The 17,946-nt window shown below is 63.8% G+C and carries 15 protein-coding genes; 10 read left to right on the top strand and 5 right to left on the bottom strand.

Going from position 1 to position 17,946, the window contains the following annotated elements; all coding sequences use genetic code 11:
* Positions 1 to 11: 11 nt before the first annotated feature.
* The 8 genes from AC0QTX_RS13765 to AC0QTX_RS13730 all read left to right on the top strand — a co-directional run bounded on the left by AC0QTX_RS13765 (position 12) and on the right by AC0QTX_RS13730 (position 7,411).
* Positions 12 to 1,577: an OpgD/OpgG family glucan biosynthesis protein gene (locus AC0QTX_RS13765; RefSeq protein ID WP_474604392.1), complete on the top strand. Its 1,566-nt coding sequence runs from the start codon at positions 12 to 14 to the stop codon at positions 1,575 to 1,577.
* A 256-nt stretch (positions 1,578 to 1,833) separates the two neighbouring features.
* Positions 1,834 to 2,838: an ABC transporter substrate-binding protein gene (locus AC0QTX_RS13760; protein WP_474604391.1), complete on the top strand. Its 1,005-nt coding sequence runs from the start codon at positions 1,834 to 1,836 to the stop codon at positions 2,836 to 2,838.
* 39 nt (positions 2,839 to 2,877) lie between these two features.
* Positions 2,878 to 3,657: an ABC transporter ATP-binding protein gene (locus AC0QTX_RS13755; protein WP_474604465.1), complete on the top strand. Its 780-nt coding sequence runs from the start codon at positions 2,878 to 2,880 to the stop codon at positions 3,655 to 3,657.
* Positions 3,657 to 4,478 (top strand): ABC transporter permease, encoded by an 822-nt coding sequence (locus tag AC0QTX_RS13750; protein ID WP_474604390.1) that lies wholly within the window; start codon positions 3,657 to 3,659, stop codon positions 4,476 to 4,478. Before AC0QTX_RS13755 ends, AC0QTX_RS13750 begins: the two co-directional genes overlap by 1 nt.
* A gap of 103 nt (positions 4,479 to 4,581) precedes the next feature.
* Positions 4,582 to 5,109 (top strand): MarR family winged helix-turn-helix transcriptional regulator, encoded by a 528-nt coding sequence (locus AC0QTX_RS13745; protein WP_474604389.1) that lies wholly within the window; start codon positions 4,582 to 4,584, stop codon positions 5,107 to 5,109.
* 89 nt (positions 5,110 to 5,198) lie between these two features.
* Positions 5,199 to 6,110, top strand: coding sequence for a DMT family transporter (locus AC0QTX_RS13740; RefSeq protein WP_474604388.1), 912 nt, complete (start codon positions 5,199 to 5,201; stop codon positions 6,108 to 6,110).
* An 8-nt stretch (positions 6,111 to 6,118) separates the two neighbouring features.
* Positions 6,119 to 6,424: a TfoX/Sxy family protein gene (locus tag AC0QTX_RS13735; protein WP_474604387.1), complete on the top strand. Its 306-nt coding sequence runs from the start codon at positions 6,119 to 6,121 to the stop codon at positions 6,422 to 6,424.
* A gap of 24 nt (positions 6,425 to 6,448) precedes the next feature.
* Positions 6,449 to 7,411: a 2-hydroxyacid dehydrogenase gene (locus tag AC0QTX_RS13730; protein ID WP_474604386.1), complete on the top strand. Its 963-nt coding sequence runs from the start codon at positions 6,449 to 6,451 to the stop codon at positions 7,409 to 7,411.
* Positions 7,412 to 7,638: 227 nt separating this feature from the next.
* Here the strand turns inward: AC0QTX_RS13730 and AC0QTX_RS13725 are convergent, their stop codons facing one another.
* The gene (locus AC0QTX_RS13725; protein WP_474604385.1) at positions 7,639 to 8,382 is read right to left on the bottom strand and encodes an SDR family oxidoreductase; all 744 of its coding nucleotides are present in this window, start codon (positions 8,380 to 8,382) and stop codon (positions 7,639 to 7,641) included.
* A 181-nt stretch (positions 8,383 to 8,563) separates the two neighbouring features.
* A complete protein-coding gene (locus tag AC0QTX_RS13720) occupies positions 8,564 to 10,372 on the bottom strand; it encodes an IlvD/Edd family dehydratase (RefSeq protein ID WP_474604384.1) in 1,809 nt (602 codons plus the stop codon).
* A gap of 231 nt (positions 10,373 to 10,603) precedes the next feature.
* On the opposite strand from AC0QTX_RS13720, the gene AC0QTX_RS13715 reads away from it, so the two are divergent.
* A complete protein-coding gene (locus AC0QTX_RS13715) occupies positions 10,604 to 11,203 on the top strand; it encodes a hypothetical protein (RefSeq protein ID WP_474604383.1) in 600 nt (199 codons plus the stop codon).
* Between the two features lie 6 nt (positions 11,204 to 11,209).
* Here the strand turns inward: AC0QTX_RS13715 and AC0QTX_RS13710 are convergent, their stop codons facing one another.
* The 3 genes from AC0QTX_RS13710 to AC0QTX_RS13700 all read right to left on the bottom strand — a co-directional run bounded on the left by AC0QTX_RS13710 (position 11,210) and on the right by AC0QTX_RS13700 (position 15,381).
* Positions 11,210 to 12,055 (bottom strand): tellurite resistance TerB family protein, encoded by an 846-nt coding sequence (locus tag AC0QTX_RS13710; RefSeq protein WP_474604382.1) that lies wholly within the window; start codon positions 12,053 to 12,055, stop codon positions 11,210 to 11,212.
* A gap of 100 nt (positions 12,056 to 12,155) precedes the next feature.
* On the bottom strand, positions 12,156 to 14,327 hold the full coding sequence (locus tag AC0QTX_RS13705) for a TRAP transporter permease (protein ID WP_474604381.1): 2,172 nt from the start codon (positions 14,325 to 14,327) through the stop codon (positions 12,156 to 12,158).
* Between the two features lie 76 nt (positions 14,328 to 14,403).
* Positions 14,404 to 15,381: a TAXI family TRAP transporter solute-binding subunit gene (locus AC0QTX_RS13700; protein WP_474604380.1), complete on the bottom strand. Its 978-nt coding sequence runs from the start codon at positions 15,379 to 15,381 to the stop codon at positions 14,404 to 14,406.
* A 1,498-nt stretch (positions 15,382 to 16,879) separates the two neighbouring features.
* Here AC0QTX_RS13700 and AC0QTX_RS13695 point away from each other — a divergent pair.
* A partial coding sequence (locus AC0QTX_RS13695) for a tandem-95 repeat protein (RefSeq protein WP_474604379.1) occupies positions 16,880 to 17,946 on the top strand: 1,067 nt, incomplete at its 3' end.

Genomic DNA, 17,946 nt, shown 5'->3' with positions numbered 1-17,946 from the left:
GCTCCACCGCCATGACGAACCTGTCCCGCCGCACCCTCCTGCAAAGCCTGCTCGCAGCCACCGCGCTGTCCGCGTCAAGCCAAGGCTGGGCACAGCAGAACGGGGTGCCGCAGCCCAGTCCTTTCCGCTACGAGGACGTGGTGCGCCGGGCCCGCGAGCTGGCGACGGCTCCCTTCGAGGCTCCCCCTTCCCAGCTGCCGGAGCCCCTCAATCGGCTCAGCTTCGACGATTACCGTGACATCCGCTTCCGACCGGACAAGGCTCTCCTCGGCTCGGGCAACGGGCCGTTCCGGATGCAGCTCTTCCATCTCGGCTTCCTCTACCCGCGCCCGGTGACGGTGAACATCATTCGCGACGGCGTGCCGACGCCGGTGCCCTACCAGCGGGAGCTGTTCGACTACGGCCGCAACAAGATCGAGCGGCCGCTCCCCGTCAACCTCGGCTTTGCCGGCTTCCGGCTGCATTACCCCCTGAACGACCCGAAGGTGATGGACGAGCTCATCGCCTTCCTGGGCGCGAGCTATTTCCGCTTCCTCGGAGCCGGCCAGAAATACGGGCTCTCCGCCCGTGGGCTTGCGATCAATGTAGAGGGCGGCGAGGCGGAGGAGTTTCCGCATTTCCGCGAATTCTGGATCGAGATGCCGAAGCCGAACGACGAGCGCGCGGTGATCTATGCCCTTCTCGACAGCCCGTCGGTCGCCGGCGCCTACCGCTTCGATATTTATCCGTCGAAGGAAACCACCATCGACATTACGGCCACGCTGTTCCCGCGCCAGGTTCTGAACAACATAGGCCTCGCGCCGCTCACCTCCATGTACTTCGAGGGCGAGAACGACCGGAAGCCCACCGACGACTTCCGTCTGGAACTGCATGATTCTGACGGCTTGCTCATGCAGTCGGGTGCCGGCGAATGGATCTGGCGCCCCATCCGCAACCCGAACAAGAAGACGATCTCGTCCTTCAGCGATAACAACCCGCGCGGTTTCGGCCTGATGCAGCGCGACCGGGTGTTCGAGCATTATCAGGACCTGGAGGCGCATTACCATCGGCGGCCCGGCTACTGGGTCGAGCCCGTCGGGCAATGGGGGGAAGGCTGGGTCGAGCTGGTGGAGATCCCGACGGCGGACGAGACCCAGGACAACATCGTCGCCTATTGGCAGCCGAACCGGCCTTATGAACCGGGGCAGGAAGTCGTAATCTCCTACCGTCTGCGGGCCGCGGCCGCGATCGGCGGCATGCATCCGGGCGGGAAGGCGGTGAACACCTTCCAGACGCCGCCGCGCGCCAGCGGCTCGAACGCGCCGAGCGATCCCCGGCACCGCCGCTTCATCGTCGATTTCTCGGGAGGCGACCTGGCCTATTACTTCAGCGCGCCGGAGCAGGTGCAGCTTGTTCCCTCCACCTCGACCGGGCAGATCACCAACACCTTCCTCATGCCCAACCCTCACATCGACGGGTTCCGCGCAGCCATCGACGTTCGGCTGGAGCCCGGCCAGTCCACGGACCTGCGGGCCTTCCTGCGAGCCGGCAACCGGGCCCTGACGGAGACCTGGACCTATCCCTGGTTCGTGGAGTGATTGAGACCTCCCCATGCCATGGCCGTCCCCGGACTTGATCCGAGGATCAGTCCCGGCCATCTCGAGCCTGAAGAACGCCGCACTCAAACCAATCGAGATCACCGGCACGAGGCCGGTGATGACAGGCGTAATGCGTTATCCTGGTTTCCGTCCAACCTGCGGATGCCAGGAGACCTTGCCAAGCACGGCTGAACCGCGCAGAAGCTGTGCCTCGAACTGCTGGCCGTTTACCTGGCCCGGCGGAAGGTGAGTGCCGATGAAGCTGAACGCCTGGATCACGGGAGCACTGGCAGCCTGCCTGGGCGGAAGCGCCCTGGCGCAGCAACCGCTGACGGAAGTGACCTTCGGCACCAACTGGCTCGCACAGGGCGAGCACGGCGGCTACTACCAGGCCCTCGCCGACGGGACTTACGAGAGATACGGACTCAAGGTCACCATCGTGCCGGGCGGTCCCCGCGCCAGCAACCGTATGCTCATGACCGTCGGCAAGCTCGACTTCTACATGGGCGGCAGCATGATCCAGGCCTTCTCGGCCGTGGAGAAGGACATCCCCACCGTCGTGGTCGCGGCCCACTTCCAGAAAGAGCCGCAGGTGCTCATGAGCCATCCCGGCCAGGGGCTGGACACCTTCGAGAGCCTGAAGACATCCAACGCCATTCTGCTGTCCAAGGATGCGGCCGCCACCTTCTTCCAGTGGATGAAGGCCGAGCACGGCTTCAGGGACGAGCAGGTGAAGCCCTTCGGCTTCAACCCCGCTCCCTTCATCGCCAACAAGCAAGCCGTGCAGCAGGGCTATGTCACCTCCGAGCCTCTCACCATCGAGAAGGCTGCGGGCTTCAAGCCCAACGTGTTCCTGCTCGCCGATCACGGCTTCAGCACCTATTCCACCACCGTTGAGACGCGCCGGGAAGTGGTGGAGAAGAACCCCGATCTGGTGCAGCGCTTCGTCGATGCCTCGACCATCGGCTGGTACAATTACCTGTACGGCGACAACGCCAAGGCCAAGGAGCTCATCAGGCGCGACAACCCGGAGATGACGGACGAGCTGCTGGCCTATTCCCATGCCAAGATGAAGGAACACGGCATCGTCGATTCCGGCGACGCGCAGACGCTCGGCATCGGCGCGATGACGGATCAGCGCATGAAGGATTTCTTCGACAAGATGGTGAAGGCCGGTCTGTTCAAGCCGGAACTCGATCACAGGAAAGCCTATACGCTCCAGTTCGTGAACAAGGGCGTGGGCTTGAACCTGAAAAAGTAGAGGAGTGCGGTGCCGGCTGACGCGGCGCTGCTGCATCTCATGAACGCGTCCGCATCCACGCTCGTTTCCCTGCATGGCGTCACCAAGGCTTTCGCCAACGGCGTGACGGCGCTTGCCGGCTTCGATCTCAGCATTCGCATGGGCGAGTTCGTGTCGCTCCTCGGCCCCTCCGGCTGCGGAAAATCGACGGTGCTGCGCCTCGTCGCCGGCCTGGCCGAACCGACCTCAGGATCGGTGGCTTGGCCAGGCTCGGACCGCGAGGATCACCGCAGCGAGATCGGCTTCGTGTTCCAGGAGCCGACGCTGATGCCCTGGGCCGATGTTGCGAGCAATGTCTGGCTGCCCCTGCATTTGCGCGGCATGTCGCGGCGGGATGCGCAGGAGCGCATCACCGAGAGCCTCTCCCTCGTCGGCATGGAGGACTTCTCAAAAGCCTATCCGCGCGAGCTTTCGGGCGGCATGAAGATGCGCGTGTCGATTGCGCGCGCGCTCACCCTGAAGCCGCGCCTGCTGCTCATGGACGAGCCCTTCGCGGCACTCGACGAGATCACGCGGTTCAGGCTCAACGACGATCTCCTCAAGCTGCAGGGCGAGATCGGCTGCACCATCGTGTTCGTCACACACTCCGTCTATGAGAGCGCCTATCTCTCGAGCCGCATCGCCGTCATGTCACCCCGCCCCGGCCGCATCGTCGCCGAGGTTGACGGCGAAATGCCCGGACCGCGGGCGAAGAGCTTTCGCAGCAGCCCCCGCTATGCCGCCCTGTGCGGAGACATCTCGCAGATCCTGCTGGAGCAGGATGCGGAGGAGCGAGCGTGATGGCCGCATCCTCGAACCCCTTGAAGCTCATCCTGCCGCTTCTGATCTTTGCGGCGGCGATCGGGTGCTGGGAAGCTGCCGTGCGCCTGCACGACATCCCGCCCTATGTCCTGCCGGCCCCGAGCCTGATCGGCACGACCATGATCGACGACTGGACGCTCTTGCGCGCGTCGCTGCTGACGACCCTGGGAACGACGCTCCTCGGCCTTATCCTGGCCGTGCTCGGCGGTGTGCTCCTTGCCGTCCTCCTAAGCCTGTCGCGGATCGTCGAGTACTCGCTCTATCCCTTCGCGGTCGTGCTGCAGGTCACGCCGGTCATCGCCATCGCGCCGCTCCTCCTGATCTACATGCCGCAGGATGTGGCGGTCCTGACCTGCGCCTGGCTCGTTGCCTTCTTTCCCGTTCTCTCGAACACGATGCTCGGCCTTCAATCGGTGGACCGCAACCTGATGGAGCTGTTCGCGCTCTATGGCGCTCCCGGGTCCCGAAAGCCCCTTGCGCGTTTCCGGTCCCGGCTCAAGGCCCTGTGGTATCTGCGCCGTCCGGCCGCCCTGCCGGCCTTCCTGGCGGGCTTAAGGATCGCCGGCGGGCTCTCGCTCATCGGTGCCGTGGTGGCCGAGATGGCGGCAGGCTCCGCCGGCGCAGGCTCGGGACTGGCCTATCGCATCATCGAAAGCCAGTACCGCCTCAACATTCCGCGCCTCTTTGCGGCCCTCGTGCTCCTGGCCCTGACCGGCATCGCCCTTTATCTCCTGCTCGCGGGCATCAGCCACCTGCTGCTTCGCCGCTGGCATGAAAGCGCTCTCACGCAGGAGAGATGAGGAACATCCTTGCTTAGCCTGTGAACAATGAGCCGGCTTGTCATCGTACCGTCATGAGTCCGGTTCATGGTACAGAAGGCAACGCTTCGAGCAGCGAGGAACCATGGATACCGACAACAAGCATCCAGGCATCAAGAGCGTCGGATGGGCTCTGGTTCAAGCCTCGCGCCTGCATCGAAGCCGCACGGGCGACAAGCTGTCCGAACTCGGCCTCTTCGCCGGTCAGGAACAGGTGCTCCAGGCGCTGGGCACGTCCGGTCCCATGACCATGGGCGAATTGGCGGCGATCCTGCGGGTGCGCCCCCCGACGGCGTCCAAGACGGTTTCCCGCCTGTCCGCCCTCAAGCTGGTGGAGCGCCACACGGAGCCCGGCGATGCCCGGGTCGTGCGCGTGAAGCTTACCAAGGAGGGCAAGCGCAAGGCTGCCGCCATCGACGACCTCTGGGACGAGGTCGAGGGCGAGTTGCTCCAGGGATTCGACAACAAGGACCGCAAGCGCCTGCGCAAGCTCCTGCGCCGGGCTGCCAAGAACCTCGCCGGCCTCACGGGAGCCGACCAGACCGGGTTCGAGCCCGATGACGAGATCGAAAGTCTGGAAGCCGCCGAGCCGGAGCTCGCCGCAACGGCCTGACGAGACACCTGCCACCCCTGTCTGCGGCGCACGAGGGACGTGCGCTGCAGGTATTCGCATCGGGATGAATCTGCCGCTAGCATCCCCTGATGGCCGATACCGTCTCCGCGTCCCGATCCAAGCCAGTGTCCCAGCGCCAGAACCGCATGATCGGCATCGCCCTCATGTGCGCGGCGCTGTTCTGCTTCTCCTGTCTCGATGCCACGGCCAAGTGGGTGAACCAATCCGTCGACCCCATGGTGACGGTCTGGGCGCGCTACATGTCGGCGGCCGTGCTCACCTTTCTCGTCATCAACCCGCGAACCCAGCCGGGAGCGCTCAGAACCCGCCGGCTCCCCCTCCAGATCCTCCGTTCCTTCCTGCTCCTCGCCTCGACCCTCTGCAACTTCTTCGCCCTGAAATATCTGCAGCTGGTCGAGACCCAGTCCATCATCTTCGCGACGCCTCTGCTGGTGGCCCTTTTGGCCAATCCCATTCTGGGAGAGCGCATCGGATGGCAGCGTCTGACCGCCATTGGGGTCGGATTCGTGGGCATTCTCGTCATCACCCGGCCAGGGCTCGGCACCATGCATCCCGCGGCCCTGCTGTCGCTCGCCGGCTCCGTGGCCTATGCCTTCTACAACATCGTGACCAGGATGCTCGCGTCGAGCGATTCGATTGCGACCACGACCCTCTATTCGAGCCTCGCTGGCATCGTGCTCGTGACACCGGTTCTGCCCTGGGTCTGGACCACGCCCTCCTCGCCTCTCACGTGGCTTCTGCTCGTCACTACGGGGTTCTACGGCGCCTTCGGGCACTGGCTCCTCGTTCTTGCCCACGCCCGGGCCCCGGCGGCGATCCTGGCGCCCTTCATCTACAGCCAGATCATCTGGATGCTCGCGCTGGGCTACATATTGTTCGGCGACTGGCCCGATTCTTGGACCTTCGTCGGGGCTGGCATCGTGATCGCATCGGGGCTCTACTTGCTCTCCCGCGAACGCGCGAAGCACACCAGGCCGTAGAGGTTCTCATGAGCGATGCCCCCGTCGACACCCTGCCCGGGATCGGTCCCGTCACCCAGGGCTGGCTAAGGGAAGCCGGAATCCGGACGGAGGGCGAGCTTCGCTCCATCGGCGCCGTCGAAGCCTATCGGCGCCTCAAGTTCATGCTGCCCCGCCAGGTCAACCTCAACGCTCTCTACGCCCTGGAAGCGTCCCTACGCGGTTGCCATTGGCTCGACCTGCCCCAGGATGTGAAGACCGCGCTCCAGCAGCAGGCCAAGGCCATCGACGAGGCGATGCGCCGTGGCGCCCCCGCGCGCTGCGCCATTCCCTGATCACAGACGACAACAGGAAACCCCATGAGCCGCACCGACATCCTGATGACCGCTCCGATGATGCCGATCGTCATCGAAACGCTGGAGAAAGCCTGCACGCTTCACCGCCTGTGGGAGCAGCCGGATCAGGAGGCGTTCCTGAAGGAGGTCGGGCTGCGCATCCGCGGCGTTGCCACCAGCACCCTCTATGGCCGCCTCGAGGCTTCCCTGTTCGAGAAACTGCCGAATGTCGAGATCATCTCGAGCTTCGGCGTCGGCTACGACAACGTGGATGCGGCGGAAGCAGCCCGGCGCGGCATCGTGGTCACCAACACGCCCGGCGTGCTCGACGACGAGGTGGCCGACCTCACCCTCGGCCTGCTGCTTGCGACCCTGCGCAAGATCCCGCAGGCCGACCGTTACTTACGCGAAGGGCAATGGCTGAAAGCGCCCTTCCCGCTCTCGACAACCCTGCGCGAGCGGAAGGTCGGCATCGTCGGCCTCGGGCGCATCGGCAAGGCCATCGCACGACGTCTCGCGGGCTTTGATGTGAGCATCGCCTATCACGGGCGCACGCAGCAGGACGATGTGGCCTATCCCTATCATCCGACGGTCACCGGCCTCGCGGAGGCCTGCGACGTGCTCATCGTCATCACGCCCGGCGGGGCCGCGACGCGCCATCTGATCAATGCGGATGTGCTGAAGGCTCTTGGCCCCAACGGCGTGCTGATCAACGTGGCGCGCGGCACCGTCGTTGACGAGCAGGCGCTGATCGAGGCGCTCAGGTCCGGGACGATTCTCAGCGCCGGCCTCGACGTCTATGAGGATGAGCCGCGCGTGCCGCAGGAGCTGATCGACATGGAGCACGTGGTGCTCCTGCCCCACATCGCCTCCGCCTCGGTCCACACCCGCAACGCCATGGGCAAGCTCGTGGCCGACAACATCGTCTCGTGGGTCGAGGGCAAGGGACCGCTGACTCCGGTGCCGGAGACGCCTTATAAGGGGTGACAGGTTTAAGCCCGCCGCGCATGCATGGCTTTCTACAATTTATCCGCTGTCATTCCGGGGCCGCGCAGCGGAGCCCGGAATCTATAAACACGACGCTTCAGGAAGTGCGAGGAGCGTCACGCCTCATTCTGGACGGTTAGCGGTTATGGATTCCGGGCTCGCACCGAAGGTGCGCCCCGGAATGACAATGGAGGTGTCATCCTCGTGAAGAGCAGAACTCAGCAGGGTTAAAGCGCAAACCCACCATCGACCAGGTGGATATGCCCGGTCGTGTAGCTCGCCTCGTCCGACGCGAGATACACGGCGAGCGCCGCCACCTCCTCCGCCGTGCCGAGCCGGCCCATGGGCTGCCGGTCGACGAAGGCCTGACGCACGACGTCCAGGCTCTGGCCGGTGCTCTCGGCCTGAGCGGCGATCCGCTCGTCGAGCGAGGGCGACTGGATCGTGCCGGGGCAGATCGCATTGGCCCGGACGCCGCTCTTGATGAAATCGGCCGCCACGGCCTTGGTGAGGCCGATCACCGCCGCCTTGGTCGTGCCGTACACATAGCGGTTGGGAATGCCGCGCACGGAGGACGCCCCGGACGCGATGTTGACGATCGATCCGCGGCCCTTCTCCAGCATGCCCGGCAGCACCGCCTTGATGGTGCGGTGCATGGACCGCACGTTCAGGTCGAAGGAGAAGTCCCAGTCCTTGTCGGAGCATTCGAGGATGGTGCCGTGATGCACGAATCCCGCCGCATTGACGAGGATGTCGAAGGATCCGGCCTCGGTGACGAGCTGTTCGACACCTGCATTCGAGAGCACGTCGAGCCTGCGCTTTTCGGCGCCCTCGAGGCCTTCCAGCTTCGCCACGTCCAGATCCGTCGCCCAGACTGTTGCGCCTTCGCGCAGGAAAGCCTCCGCGATGGCGCGTCCGATCCCCTGCCCTGCCGCCGTGACGAGAGCGGTCTTTCCTTGAAGCCTGTTCATGAGAACCCTCGCTCCCGTCGTTGCTTAAAGCATCGGACCCAAAAGTGGACTTGCACTTTTGGGATCAAATCCGATGCTTACCTCTTGAGTGCTAGCATCGTGTGACCGGACCCAGCGGGCCGCGCCAGCGAAAACCGGAACCACTTTTCACTGGTGTGGCCCGCTGGGTCCGCACGATGCTCTAGTGATTGTCGCGCGGCACGCCGAAGGTCTGCGCGACCTTCTGGTACTTCACGGCGGGTTTCAGGGTCATGCCCTCCGAGAGCTGATCGACCATGGAGCGCTGGATCTCCTGCCACGGAGTCTGGCTCGCCGGATAGGCATAGCCGCCTCTGGACTCGAGATCGGCGCGCCTCTTCTCCAACTCTTCGGCTGAGAGAAGAATGTCGGCCGTGCGCTTGTTGAGATCGATGCGAACGCGGTCTCCCGACTGCAGCAGCGCCAGCCCGCCGCCGGCGGCAGCCTCCGGCGACGCATTGAGGATGGACGGCGTGCCGGACGTGCCGGACTGGCGGCCGTCGCCGATGCAGGGCAGCGAGAGAACGCCGCGTTTGATGAGCGAGCCCGGCGGCTGCATGTTCACCACTTCGGCCGCGCCCGGATAGCCGATGGGGCCGGCGCCGCGCATGATCAGGATCGTGTGCTCGTCGATGCTGAGCGACGGATCGTCGATGCGGTGATGGTAATCCTCCGGCCCGTCGAACACGACCACACGTCCCTCGAAGGCGTTCGGATCCTCCGGATTGTTGAGATAGCGCTCCTGGAATTCGGGGCTGATCACGCTGGTCTTCATGATCGCGGAGTCGAACAGCGTGCCCTTCAGATTGAGGAAGCCGGCCTTCTCCTTCAGCGGGTTGTCGTAGGAGCGGATGACGTCGTGGTCCCAGGTATGCTTGCCGCGGCAGTTGTCGCCGATGGTGGTGCCGGTGCAGGTGATCGCGTCCTCATGGATCTTTCCTGCGCCGATCAGTTCGGCCAGCACCGCCGGCAGGCCGCCGGCGCGGTAATATTCCTCGCCGAGATATTCGCCCGCAGGCTGCACGTTGACGAGCAGCGGGATCTCGAAGCCGATCCGCTCCCAATCGTCGCAATCGAGCGGCACGCCGATATGCTTGGCGATCGCATTGATGTGGATCGGCGCGTTGGTGGAGCCGCCGATCGCCGCATTGGCCACGATGACGTTCTCGAACGCCTCGCGGGTCATGACGTCGGAGGGCTTCAGATCCTCCCACACCATGTCGACGATGCGGCGGCCCGTCTCATAGGCCATCTGTCCGCGCTCGCGATAGGGAGCAGGCACGGCGGCCGAGCCCGGCAGCGCCATGCCGAGCGCCTCGGCCAAGGCGTTCATCGTCGAGGCCGTGCCCATGGTGTTGCAGTGACCGACGGACGGAGCCGACGAGCCGACGATGTCGATGAACTGCTGGTAATCGATATCGCCTGCCGCGTGACGCTCGCGCGCCTTCCACACGATGGTGCCGGAGCCGGTGCGCTCGCCCTGGTGCCAGCCGTTCAGCATCGGACCGACATTGAGCGAGATCGCCGGAATGTTCACCGTGGCGGCCGCCATGAGGCAGGCCGGCATGGTCTTGTCGCAGCCGGTGAGCAGCACGACGCCGTCGAGCGGATAGCCGTACAGCACCTCGACGAGGGAGAGATAGGCGAGATTGCGGTCGAGGCAGGCGGTCGGGCGCTTGCCGGTCTCCTGGATCGGGTGGCACGGGAACTCGAAGGCCACGCCGCCGGCCGCCGTGATGCCGTCACGCACGCGCTTGGCCAGCTCCAGATGGTGCCGGTTGCACGGCGACAGATCGGATCCCGTCTGGGCGATGCCGATGATCGGCTTCTTGCCCTGCAGTTCCTTGCCCGTGAGGCCGAAGTTCAGGTAGCGCTCAAGGTAGAGCGCCGTCATGCCCGGATTGTCCGGATTGTCGAACCAGAGCCGCGAGCGAAGCTGATCGGGAGTGCGACGGTGAGGCCTCTCAGCCATTCTTCATTTCCTTTTGGACATCGGTGACCGAATTGGCAGGTATTTGATCTGGAGCGGAGGCGGAGATCAACCATCCCTTTGACGAAAGTCGTCGTCGCCTACCGTGAAACTTCCCGTCAAGCCTTCTCAGGAGGCCCTGCCCTCCCTCCTGGCAGGCAGTCACTTGTTATGCTATTGCACGTCATGACGGCTTCGCGCGTTGGAGCCCCTACCCTGCTCCATGAAGAAACGATGCTTCGACCTGCTCTTCTCCTGATCATTTCGGCCAAGCTTGCTGTTCCGGCCTATGCCGATGACTGTCCAAGCGCTCAGACGGCGAAGCTCGGCTTTGTCCTGGAGCGCCAGGGCACGAGAGCCGAAGTCCGGCCCTCGTCCGATAACTTCGTTCACGTGGTGAATTCCTATCCCGGTGGGAAGACACAGAATGTGATCTATTACCGAGGCTTCTTCCCCATCAGCCGCTTCGACGACACGGCCCGCAGCATCAACATCCCTGTCTCGGACCTGCGTACCGTCTTCCCCCTGGAGCCGAAAGCCCGCCGCGCCCTCACCTATGCGCCGGCTCAGCCCGACAAGGTGGGAGCCCTGATCTCGCTTGAGCTGACGGTCACAGGGCAGGAGCAGATGCAGCTCGGCACCTGCTCCTACAATGTCCTGATCGTTCGCAACCGCTTTCTGAACGCGACAGGCAAGGTCATGTCCGAGCACACGGATCTCTACTCGCCTGAGCTCGGCTTCATTCTGGCCAAGCGCTACGAGGAAAGAGGCGGGGCACAAACCACCATGAAGTACCAGAGCATCAAGCCCTTGGGGAAATCCTCGCCGCTCTGAGGCACATCAGCTCAGCGCACCGGCCGTATCGTCGATCTGCGCCCTGACGGCCGGGTCGAGATCGAGCGCCTCGGCCAGCTGACTTAGGAACTCGCGCTCCTGGATCGTGTCGGGATCGATGGCGACGCGGGCGGCTGAATAGACCTGAGCGGCCTTTTCCGGATCGTTCACGCTGGCGGCAAGCTCCTCCACATCCGCAGGCGAAGCCATCTCGGTCTCGAGCCAGCGGGTGGCATCCGGGTCGATGCCGGCCTCGGTCAGCCCCTTGGTGATTCGCGACCGCTCCGCCTCGTCGATCTGCCCGTCGGCCGCCGCAGCCGCCACCATGGTGCGCAGGAAGAGGAGCGCATCGTCCTCCGTCTGGGACACCGGGTGGAAGCGCGAGGTCTCCGGCACGCTGAGGGCCGATTGCACAACCGCTTCGTCAGGCCCTGCTGCGGGACTTTCGGCTGCAGCAGCCTGAGACCCGCCTATGGTCGGAACAGGTGTCTCGCCTGCCCCGCCGGCGATGCCTTTGGCCGATTGCTGGTTCTGGTAAGCCTTGTAGGCCAGTCCCCCGATCACCGCGAGGCCGCCGAGCTTGACCAGATTTCCGGTCAGCTTGCTCTTCTTGCGCCCTCTGAACAGCAGGCCGGCCAAGCCGATGAGGGCCGTCTGGGTCACGCCGGGGTGCTGGGTGGCAAAGTCCTTGGCCTTCTGCAGGAGTTGATCGGGCGACTGACCGGTGACCTGGGTCACGCCCCTCTCGACCTGCTGCCGCACGCCTCCTTGGACCGGCTGGCCCGGATTCTGCTGATCGGGACGGCCGATGGCTCCGATGAATGCATCCAACAGCTTCCGGTAATCGACCATTCGGCTCTCCTGTCGTCTTTGAACTAAAGCCAAGAACAACGGGAGCGCCGCCGAATGGTTCAGGCTATCGAGCGTAGACCGTGCAGCAATGGCCCCGCCTTCAGGCCGGCTTCGGCACCATGGCAGTTCGAGCCTTGAGAACCTGGGACACGGCGACTGGAGCTGCCAGGGCAAGGCCGATCAGGGTTGTCTCCGGATCGGGTGCGATGATGGGCAGGGCCGCCAAGCCGATGAGCCAGCGTTCCCATGCCCGCATCACGGTCAAGCCATAGCCGGCGAAGGCCGCAGACAGGAACATGATGCCGATGACGGCGCCGCCGACCACGAAAAAGAAGCTGGGCCAGGTGAACTCTGGCGTGACGATGAGCATGGCCGGTCCATAGACGAAGACGAACGGCACCAGCACCTTGCCGAGGCCAAGGCGGAAGGCCGTGTTGCCGGTCCTGAAAGGGTCGGCGCCTGCCATGCTGGCGCCCGCATAGGCCGCCAGCGCCACAGGGGGCGTGATGTCGGCGAGCACGCCATAATAGAAGACGAAGAAATGGGCCACGAGCGGCTGGACCCCGAGAAGGCCGAGCGCCGGCGCCGCGACGGTCACCATGATGATGTAGTTCGCCGTCGTCGGCACGCCGCAGCCCAGCAGGATGCAGACCACGGCCGTCATCAGCAGGGTGAAGAACAGGGTCATGGCGTTCAGGTCGGCAAGACCCGCAGGGATGAGATCCATGAAGCCCTGCGCCAATTGCGCTGCGAACGACGTGACGATGAAGGAAATCTTGAAGCCTACGCCCGTGAGCGTGACGATGCCGACGATGATGCCGACGGTGGCCGCCGCCGCGCCGACGCCGATGGCGTATTTGGCCCCGACCACGAAAGCGTCGATGAGATCGAACACCACCGCCTTGCCGGCCTCGCTCCTGAGGTAGGTATAGATCAGGAGACCTAGGACGAAAGCGAGCACGGGCCCGACGAAGACGAGCTGGGTGAGCACCCCAGCGGCAATGCCCGCAATGACCGCGGCAAGGAAGCCGAGGGTGATGACGGGCACCCGCGAGGCCCCGACGACCAGGCAGGCGGTGATGCCCCAGAAGGCCGCCAGATAAGGCGTGAAGCCTGAGAACAGCACGATCAGCAGAACCGCGAGCGGCATGATCGTCTGCCATCCCTCACGGATGACCTTGGCGGCCTTCGGCAGTTCCTCCGCCGGCAAACCCTTCAGGCCGGCGCGCTTGGCCTCGAGGTGGACCTGCATGAACACGCCGAAGAAGTGCATGCAGGCCGGCACGATCGCCGCCAGGATGATCGTCTGATAGGACAGGTTCAGGAACTCGACCATGAGGAAGGCCGCGGCCCCCATGATCGGCGGCGTGATCTGGCCACCGGTCGACGCAGCCGATTCGACGGCTGCCGCGAAGTGGCGCTGATAGCCCACCCGGATCATGGCCGGGATCGTCAGGGACCCCACCGTGACAGTGTTGGCGATGGAGGAGCCGGAGATCATCCCGAACAGGGCGGAGCCGAAGATCGAGACCTTCGCCGGCCCGCCCGCATAGCGCCCCGCGACGACGGTGGCGAGATCGATGAACAGTTTGCCCAGGCCTACGCGCGTCGCGAGCACGCCGAAGAGCACGTAGTGGAAGACGTAGGTGGCAACGACTCCCAGGGCGATGCCGTAGATCCCCTGGCTCGTGAGATAAAGGTGGTTGACGATGTTGGACCAGGAAGCGCCGGGATGTTGGAGAATGCCCGGCATGGAAGGGCCGAAATAGGCATAGAGCATCACGCCGATCGAGATGACGGGCAGCGGCCAACCGACGGAGCGGCGGGTCGCCTCCAGCAGGACGGCGATCAGGACCGTGCCCATGATCACGTCCGTCGTCGAGGGATTGCCGACCCTGAAAGCCAGCTCGTTGAAGATCCACGGCACGTAGAGGCTGACGACGGCGGCCGCGATGGCCAGAGCCCAGTCGATCAGCGAGATGCTGCCCGGGCGCCACCAGTTCGATGGGGCGATCTGCTCATAATCCTTCTTTGAAGCCGAGAAGACCAGGAAGATCAGCCCGAGCACGAAGGCCATGTGGATGCCGCGGTGCGTCGCCTCCCGCAGCAATCCGAAGCCTGCGGTGTAGTAGTGGAAGAACGAGAGGGCGAGAAGCAGGCCAGCCACCAGCCATGCGGTTCCTGCCGGCAGGGGGCGGAAGCGCATCTCGGGATCGAACTTCTCCTCGAGGCTGCGGCTCTCGATGATCACATGGGAATCGGCGACGGTCATGGCATTCTCGCGGAGAAGAAACAAAGCGCCTCCCGCGGCGGCTGACGCGGGAGGCTGGACCTAAGGCTGGCGTCGATCAGCTCTTGAGGAGACCCGCTTCCTTGTAGAAGCGTTCTGCGCCCGGATGGACCGGGATGCCGGCGCCGGCGAGCGCGCTTTCCTTGCGGATCAGCTTGCCCTTGGCGTGGCCGGCATCGAGCGCCGCCCGGGTCTTGTCGCTCCAGAGGCCCTTTACGACATCGTAGACGACCGCCTCCGGCACCTTGGCGGAGGTGACCCACTGAGCGCCGACCGCGAGCGTCTTTACCGCCCCCACATCCTTGTAGGTGCCGGCCGGGATCTCGTCGGCGGCAAAGAAGCTGTACTGTTTCCTGATGGCGTCAGCTTCGGCACCGGACAGAGGCACGATCTCAACGCCCCCACCCGTAGCGGCGAGTTCCGTGATGGCGCTCGTGGGATAGCCGCCCACGAAGAAGAAGGCATCCAGTCCGCCGTCGCGCATGCGCTCGGCCGCCTGATTGGGCTTCAGGAAGTCGGCCTTCACGTCCGCCTCCTTGAGCCCCCAGCCGGACAGGATGATGCGAGCGTCCACCAGTGTGCCGGAGCCCGGCTCGTCGAGCGAGACGCGCTTGCCCTTGAGGTCGGCGACAGACTTGATGTTGGCGGACTTTGCCGCGACGAGGTGAATGCTCTCCGGATAGAGATTGGCGAGAAGGCGCAGATCCTCCGTCTTGCCCTTACCCTCGAACAGGCCCGTTCCCGTGTAGGCCCAATAGGCCACGTCCGCCTGGCTGAAGCCGGATTCGAGAGCACCCGACGCGATGGAGTTCACATTGGCCACTGAGCCGTTGGAAGCTTGGGCCGTCAGAACGAGCCGTGGCGGATTCGACACGGCATTCGCAATGAGTCCGCCGATCGGATAGTACGTGCCGGCCGTTCCACCGGTTCCGATGCGGAAGAAGGCTGGCGCCTGCGCGAAAGCGCCTCGGCCGAGAGCTGTTGCGGCACCTAGGCCGAGGCCGATTTTGGCCAAGTCGCGACGCGTCATCGTCATGATCTGATACTCCCCTCGTGAAGGATGGACCGCTTGTGGTACGGTTCCGCTCCACTCTAACGGGAATTCCGTCTTCGTCTACGCCCGGCGACAGCTGCCATGACACGATGCCCGAGAGCACCACTCGCCCATGGCTGGGCGTTTTCACCAAGCATATCATTGGGCATCGGACAGCAAGAAGCCCTCGCTGGTGTGACCAGTCGAGGGCTTGTGTTGTGTGTTTGGTTGCGGGGACCTGAAAACACCGAGACTTTCGAGAACAATTCAAAGTCAAATCTGTCCGTCTCCACCATCGCTCACAGCAGGATCGTGGCTTGCTTTTTCGCACCAAGAGGTGACTCTTTCGTCCTTCTCCACGATAGCGCTAGGGACGCTTAGGACGTGCAGAAGGCTTCTGCGTTGTCCGTTGCCCCGAGCTGCAACTCAATTACCGTCCGTCGCGAAAGAACCAGTTTACTCCTATCTCTTTAAGTCTTCCATTTTCATGTCCGCCGGATACCCTCTCGGAATCAGGTGAGCCGCCCTCCAAGTTTCGCGAGGCGGTCTGCCGCAGCCGCTGGCGGTGATCAACGTCAAACGTTGGTCCGGCGACTTCCTGGTCCCGGGCGCTGCCCTGAAGCACCGCTCCTCAAGGTGCAGCTGCAAGGAGATCCGTGTACGGCCGAACTGGTGGGAAATGCGGGCGTCAGAAACAGGGCATCCTACCTGACGAACTGCACTCCCCGAACAAGCACGACCTAGTGCAGTAGACCTAGTGCAGTACCGGATGTCAGTAGAGTAAGGCTGTGCGAGCCCCGCCACGGCTCGCATAAATACCAGCGGAGCCTGCCAACCGGCGAGTAACGCGCTGTGAAAGTAGGCATCGTACCGGGCATCTACGGGTGTCGGCCGGCAGGTGCTCCGCTATCCGACACAGCAGATTCGCTGGCCGAAGATCCTTCTCCGCCATCGCTCGCCGCAGGGCCTCGGCAAACCTCGTAGCTCTTGAGCCCGTTACGGATCCCCGGCAATTTAAATCGCGGCACATCTCCTGGTCGGATCAGCTCCTCTTCGGTGAGTTCCAAGGCGCAGCAGAGCGCGGTGCGGCATGGCCCGGCGGACAGCGCCTTGCACCTGTCCCAAGTCGTGAAGGTGGTCCTCCCGAACTTAACGTAACGTTATTAAAATATTTTATGCAATTGGGGCTAATCTGGTCGTCCACCAGCCTCTAGCCGGCCTTGCGACGCCGGGCGTATTCAGGTCGAGGATCCATGTCGAGCGGTTAAGCACAAACCATCCGGGTCTAACTTCAGACATATGGATGCTCTGTGAGATTTCAGGCAAGAACCTAGCGTCGGTTGTGGAGATAGGGCGGACCGCTCACGAGCGGACTCAGAAGCCTAAGGCTGTGGTCACCAGGAACGAGGCTTCAGCTAAGCCAGCAAACCATCACGAGATTTCCGACGGGCTATCAGGCCCGGCGCGGTCGAGCGGCTGCGTCTAGAGAATAGGTGTAGAGATGTCACTGAATTTGGACCTTAACGGCTCGGCCACTGGTAGAAACGCCACCGCCTCTTTCACGGAGCAGGTTCCACTTCGGCTTATTCCCGAAGCGACCCTTAGCTCTACCGGATCCGGCCCCGTTCAGGCAGATGTCATAACAATAACTCTGCCAACCGGATTTAGCAGTACTGAGTCGGTGTATCTCACCAGCACCGGTCAATCAATTGCAAACGCTAACGGGATCACTGTTTCTTTCACGGCCGGTGTACTTACGTTGACCGGTGATAACGAAACTGACGCAGTCTGGCGAGATCTCCTCCGGGAGGTGATTTACAACAATACAAGCGACGCGCCCGCAAATACTAGCCGTGTCATTGAGATTAAAGCCACGGATCGTTCCAATGGCGCCACTCAATCAGTTACCGTTAGCGTAACGCCCGTCAATGATGCACCGACCGGCCCGGCGACGGGCACGCTCGCGGCAGGCACGGAGGACACTGCCTACACCATTAGTGCGACTACCCTTCTGGCCGGCTTTACGGACGTAGACGCCGACTCCCTCTCGGTAGCCAACCTTCAGGCCACGAACGGAACGCTCGGTACTTACAATGCCACGACTAAGACGTGGACCTTCACGCCGAACGCGAACTTCAACGGCACGGTCAATCTCAGCTACAACGTGATCGATAATAAGGGCGGATCCACGCCGGTCACACGGAGCTTCAACGTCACCCCGGTCAACGACCCGGTGGTGGCGGCGACCACCAACAGCGTGACCACGGACGAGGACGCCCCCTCGGCGGCGGTTGCGATCGGGGCCACGGATGCCGACGGCGACGCGCTGAGCTACAGCGTCAAGGTGGGCGCTGAGCCTGCCAAGGGTGCGGTCAGCTTCGCGGACGGCAAGTTCACCTATACGCCGAACGCCAACGCCACCGGCACGGACTCGTTCACGATCGCCATCTCTGACGGCAACGGCAGCACGGTCGAGCAGGTCGTGTCGGTGAACGTCACCCCGGTCAACGACCCGGTGGTGGCGGCGACCACCAACAGCGTGACCACGGACGAGGACGCCCCCTCGGC

Source organism: Microvirga sp. jy35, assembly GCF_056148915.1.
The sequence above is the reverse complement of the archived record's forward strand: the minus strand, read 5'-3'. Positions and strand labels throughout refer to the sequence as shown.

Excerpts from the sequence above, each read along its gene's own strand:
- AC0QTX_RS13700 (WP_474604380.1), bottom strand. The coding sequence starts at position 15,381 with ATGACGATGACGCGTCGCGACTTGGCCAAAATCGGCCTCGGCCTAGGT.
- AC0QTX_RS13750 (WP_474604390.1), top strand. The coding sequence starts at position 3,657 with ATGGCCGCATCCTCGAACCCCTTGAAGCTCATCCTGCCGCTTCTGATC.
- AC0QTX_RS13725 (WP_474604385.1), bottom strand. The coding sequence starts at position 8,382 with ATGAACAGGCTTCAAGGAAAGACCGCTCTCGTCACGGCGGCAGGGCAG.
- AC0QTX_RS13765 (WP_474604392.1), top strand. The coding sequence starts at position 12 with ATGACGAACCTGTCCCGCCGCACCCTCCTGCAAAGCCTGCTCGCAGCC.
- AC0QTX_RS13735 (WP_474604387.1), top strand. The coding sequence starts at position 6,119 with ATGAGCGATGCCCCCGTCGACACCCTGCCCGGGATCGGTCCCGTCACC.
- AC0QTX_RS13715 (WP_474604383.1), top strand. The coding sequence starts at position 10,604 with ATGCTTCGACCTGCTCTTCTCCTGATCATTTCGGCCAAGCTTGCTGTT.
- AC0QTX_RS13720 (WP_474604384.1), bottom strand. The coding sequence starts at position 10,372 with ATGGCTGAGAGGCCTCACCGTCGCACTCCCGATCAGCTTCGCTCGCGG.
- AC0QTX_RS13755 (WP_474604465.1), top strand. The coding sequence starts at position 2,878 with ATGAACGCGTCCGCATCCACGCTCGTTTCCCTGCATGGCGTCACCAAG.
- AC0QTX_RS13760 (WP_474604391.1), top strand. The coding sequence starts at position 1,834 with ATGAAGCTGAACGCCTGGATCACGGGAGCACTGGCAGCCTGCCTGGGC.
- AC0QTX_RS13705 (WP_474604381.1), bottom strand. The coding sequence starts at position 14,327 with ATGACCGTCGCCGATTCCCATGTGATCATCGAGAGCCGCAGCCTCGAG.
- AC0QTX_RS13710 (WP_474604382.1), bottom strand. The coding sequence starts at position 12,055 with ATGGTCGATTACCGGAAGCTGTTGGATGCATTCATCGGAGCCATCGGC.
- AC0QTX_RS13740 (WP_474604388.1), top strand. The coding sequence starts at position 5,199 with ATGGCCGATACCGTCTCCGCGTCCCGATCCAAGCCAGTGTCCCAGCGC.
- AC0QTX_RS13745 (WP_474604389.1), top strand. The coding sequence starts at position 4,582 with ATGGATACCGACAACAAGCATCCAGGCATCAAGAGCGTCGGATGGGCT.
- AC0QTX_RS13730 (WP_474604386.1), top strand. The coding sequence starts at position 6,449 with ATGAGCCGCACCGACATCCTGATGACCGCTCCGATGATGCCGATCGTC.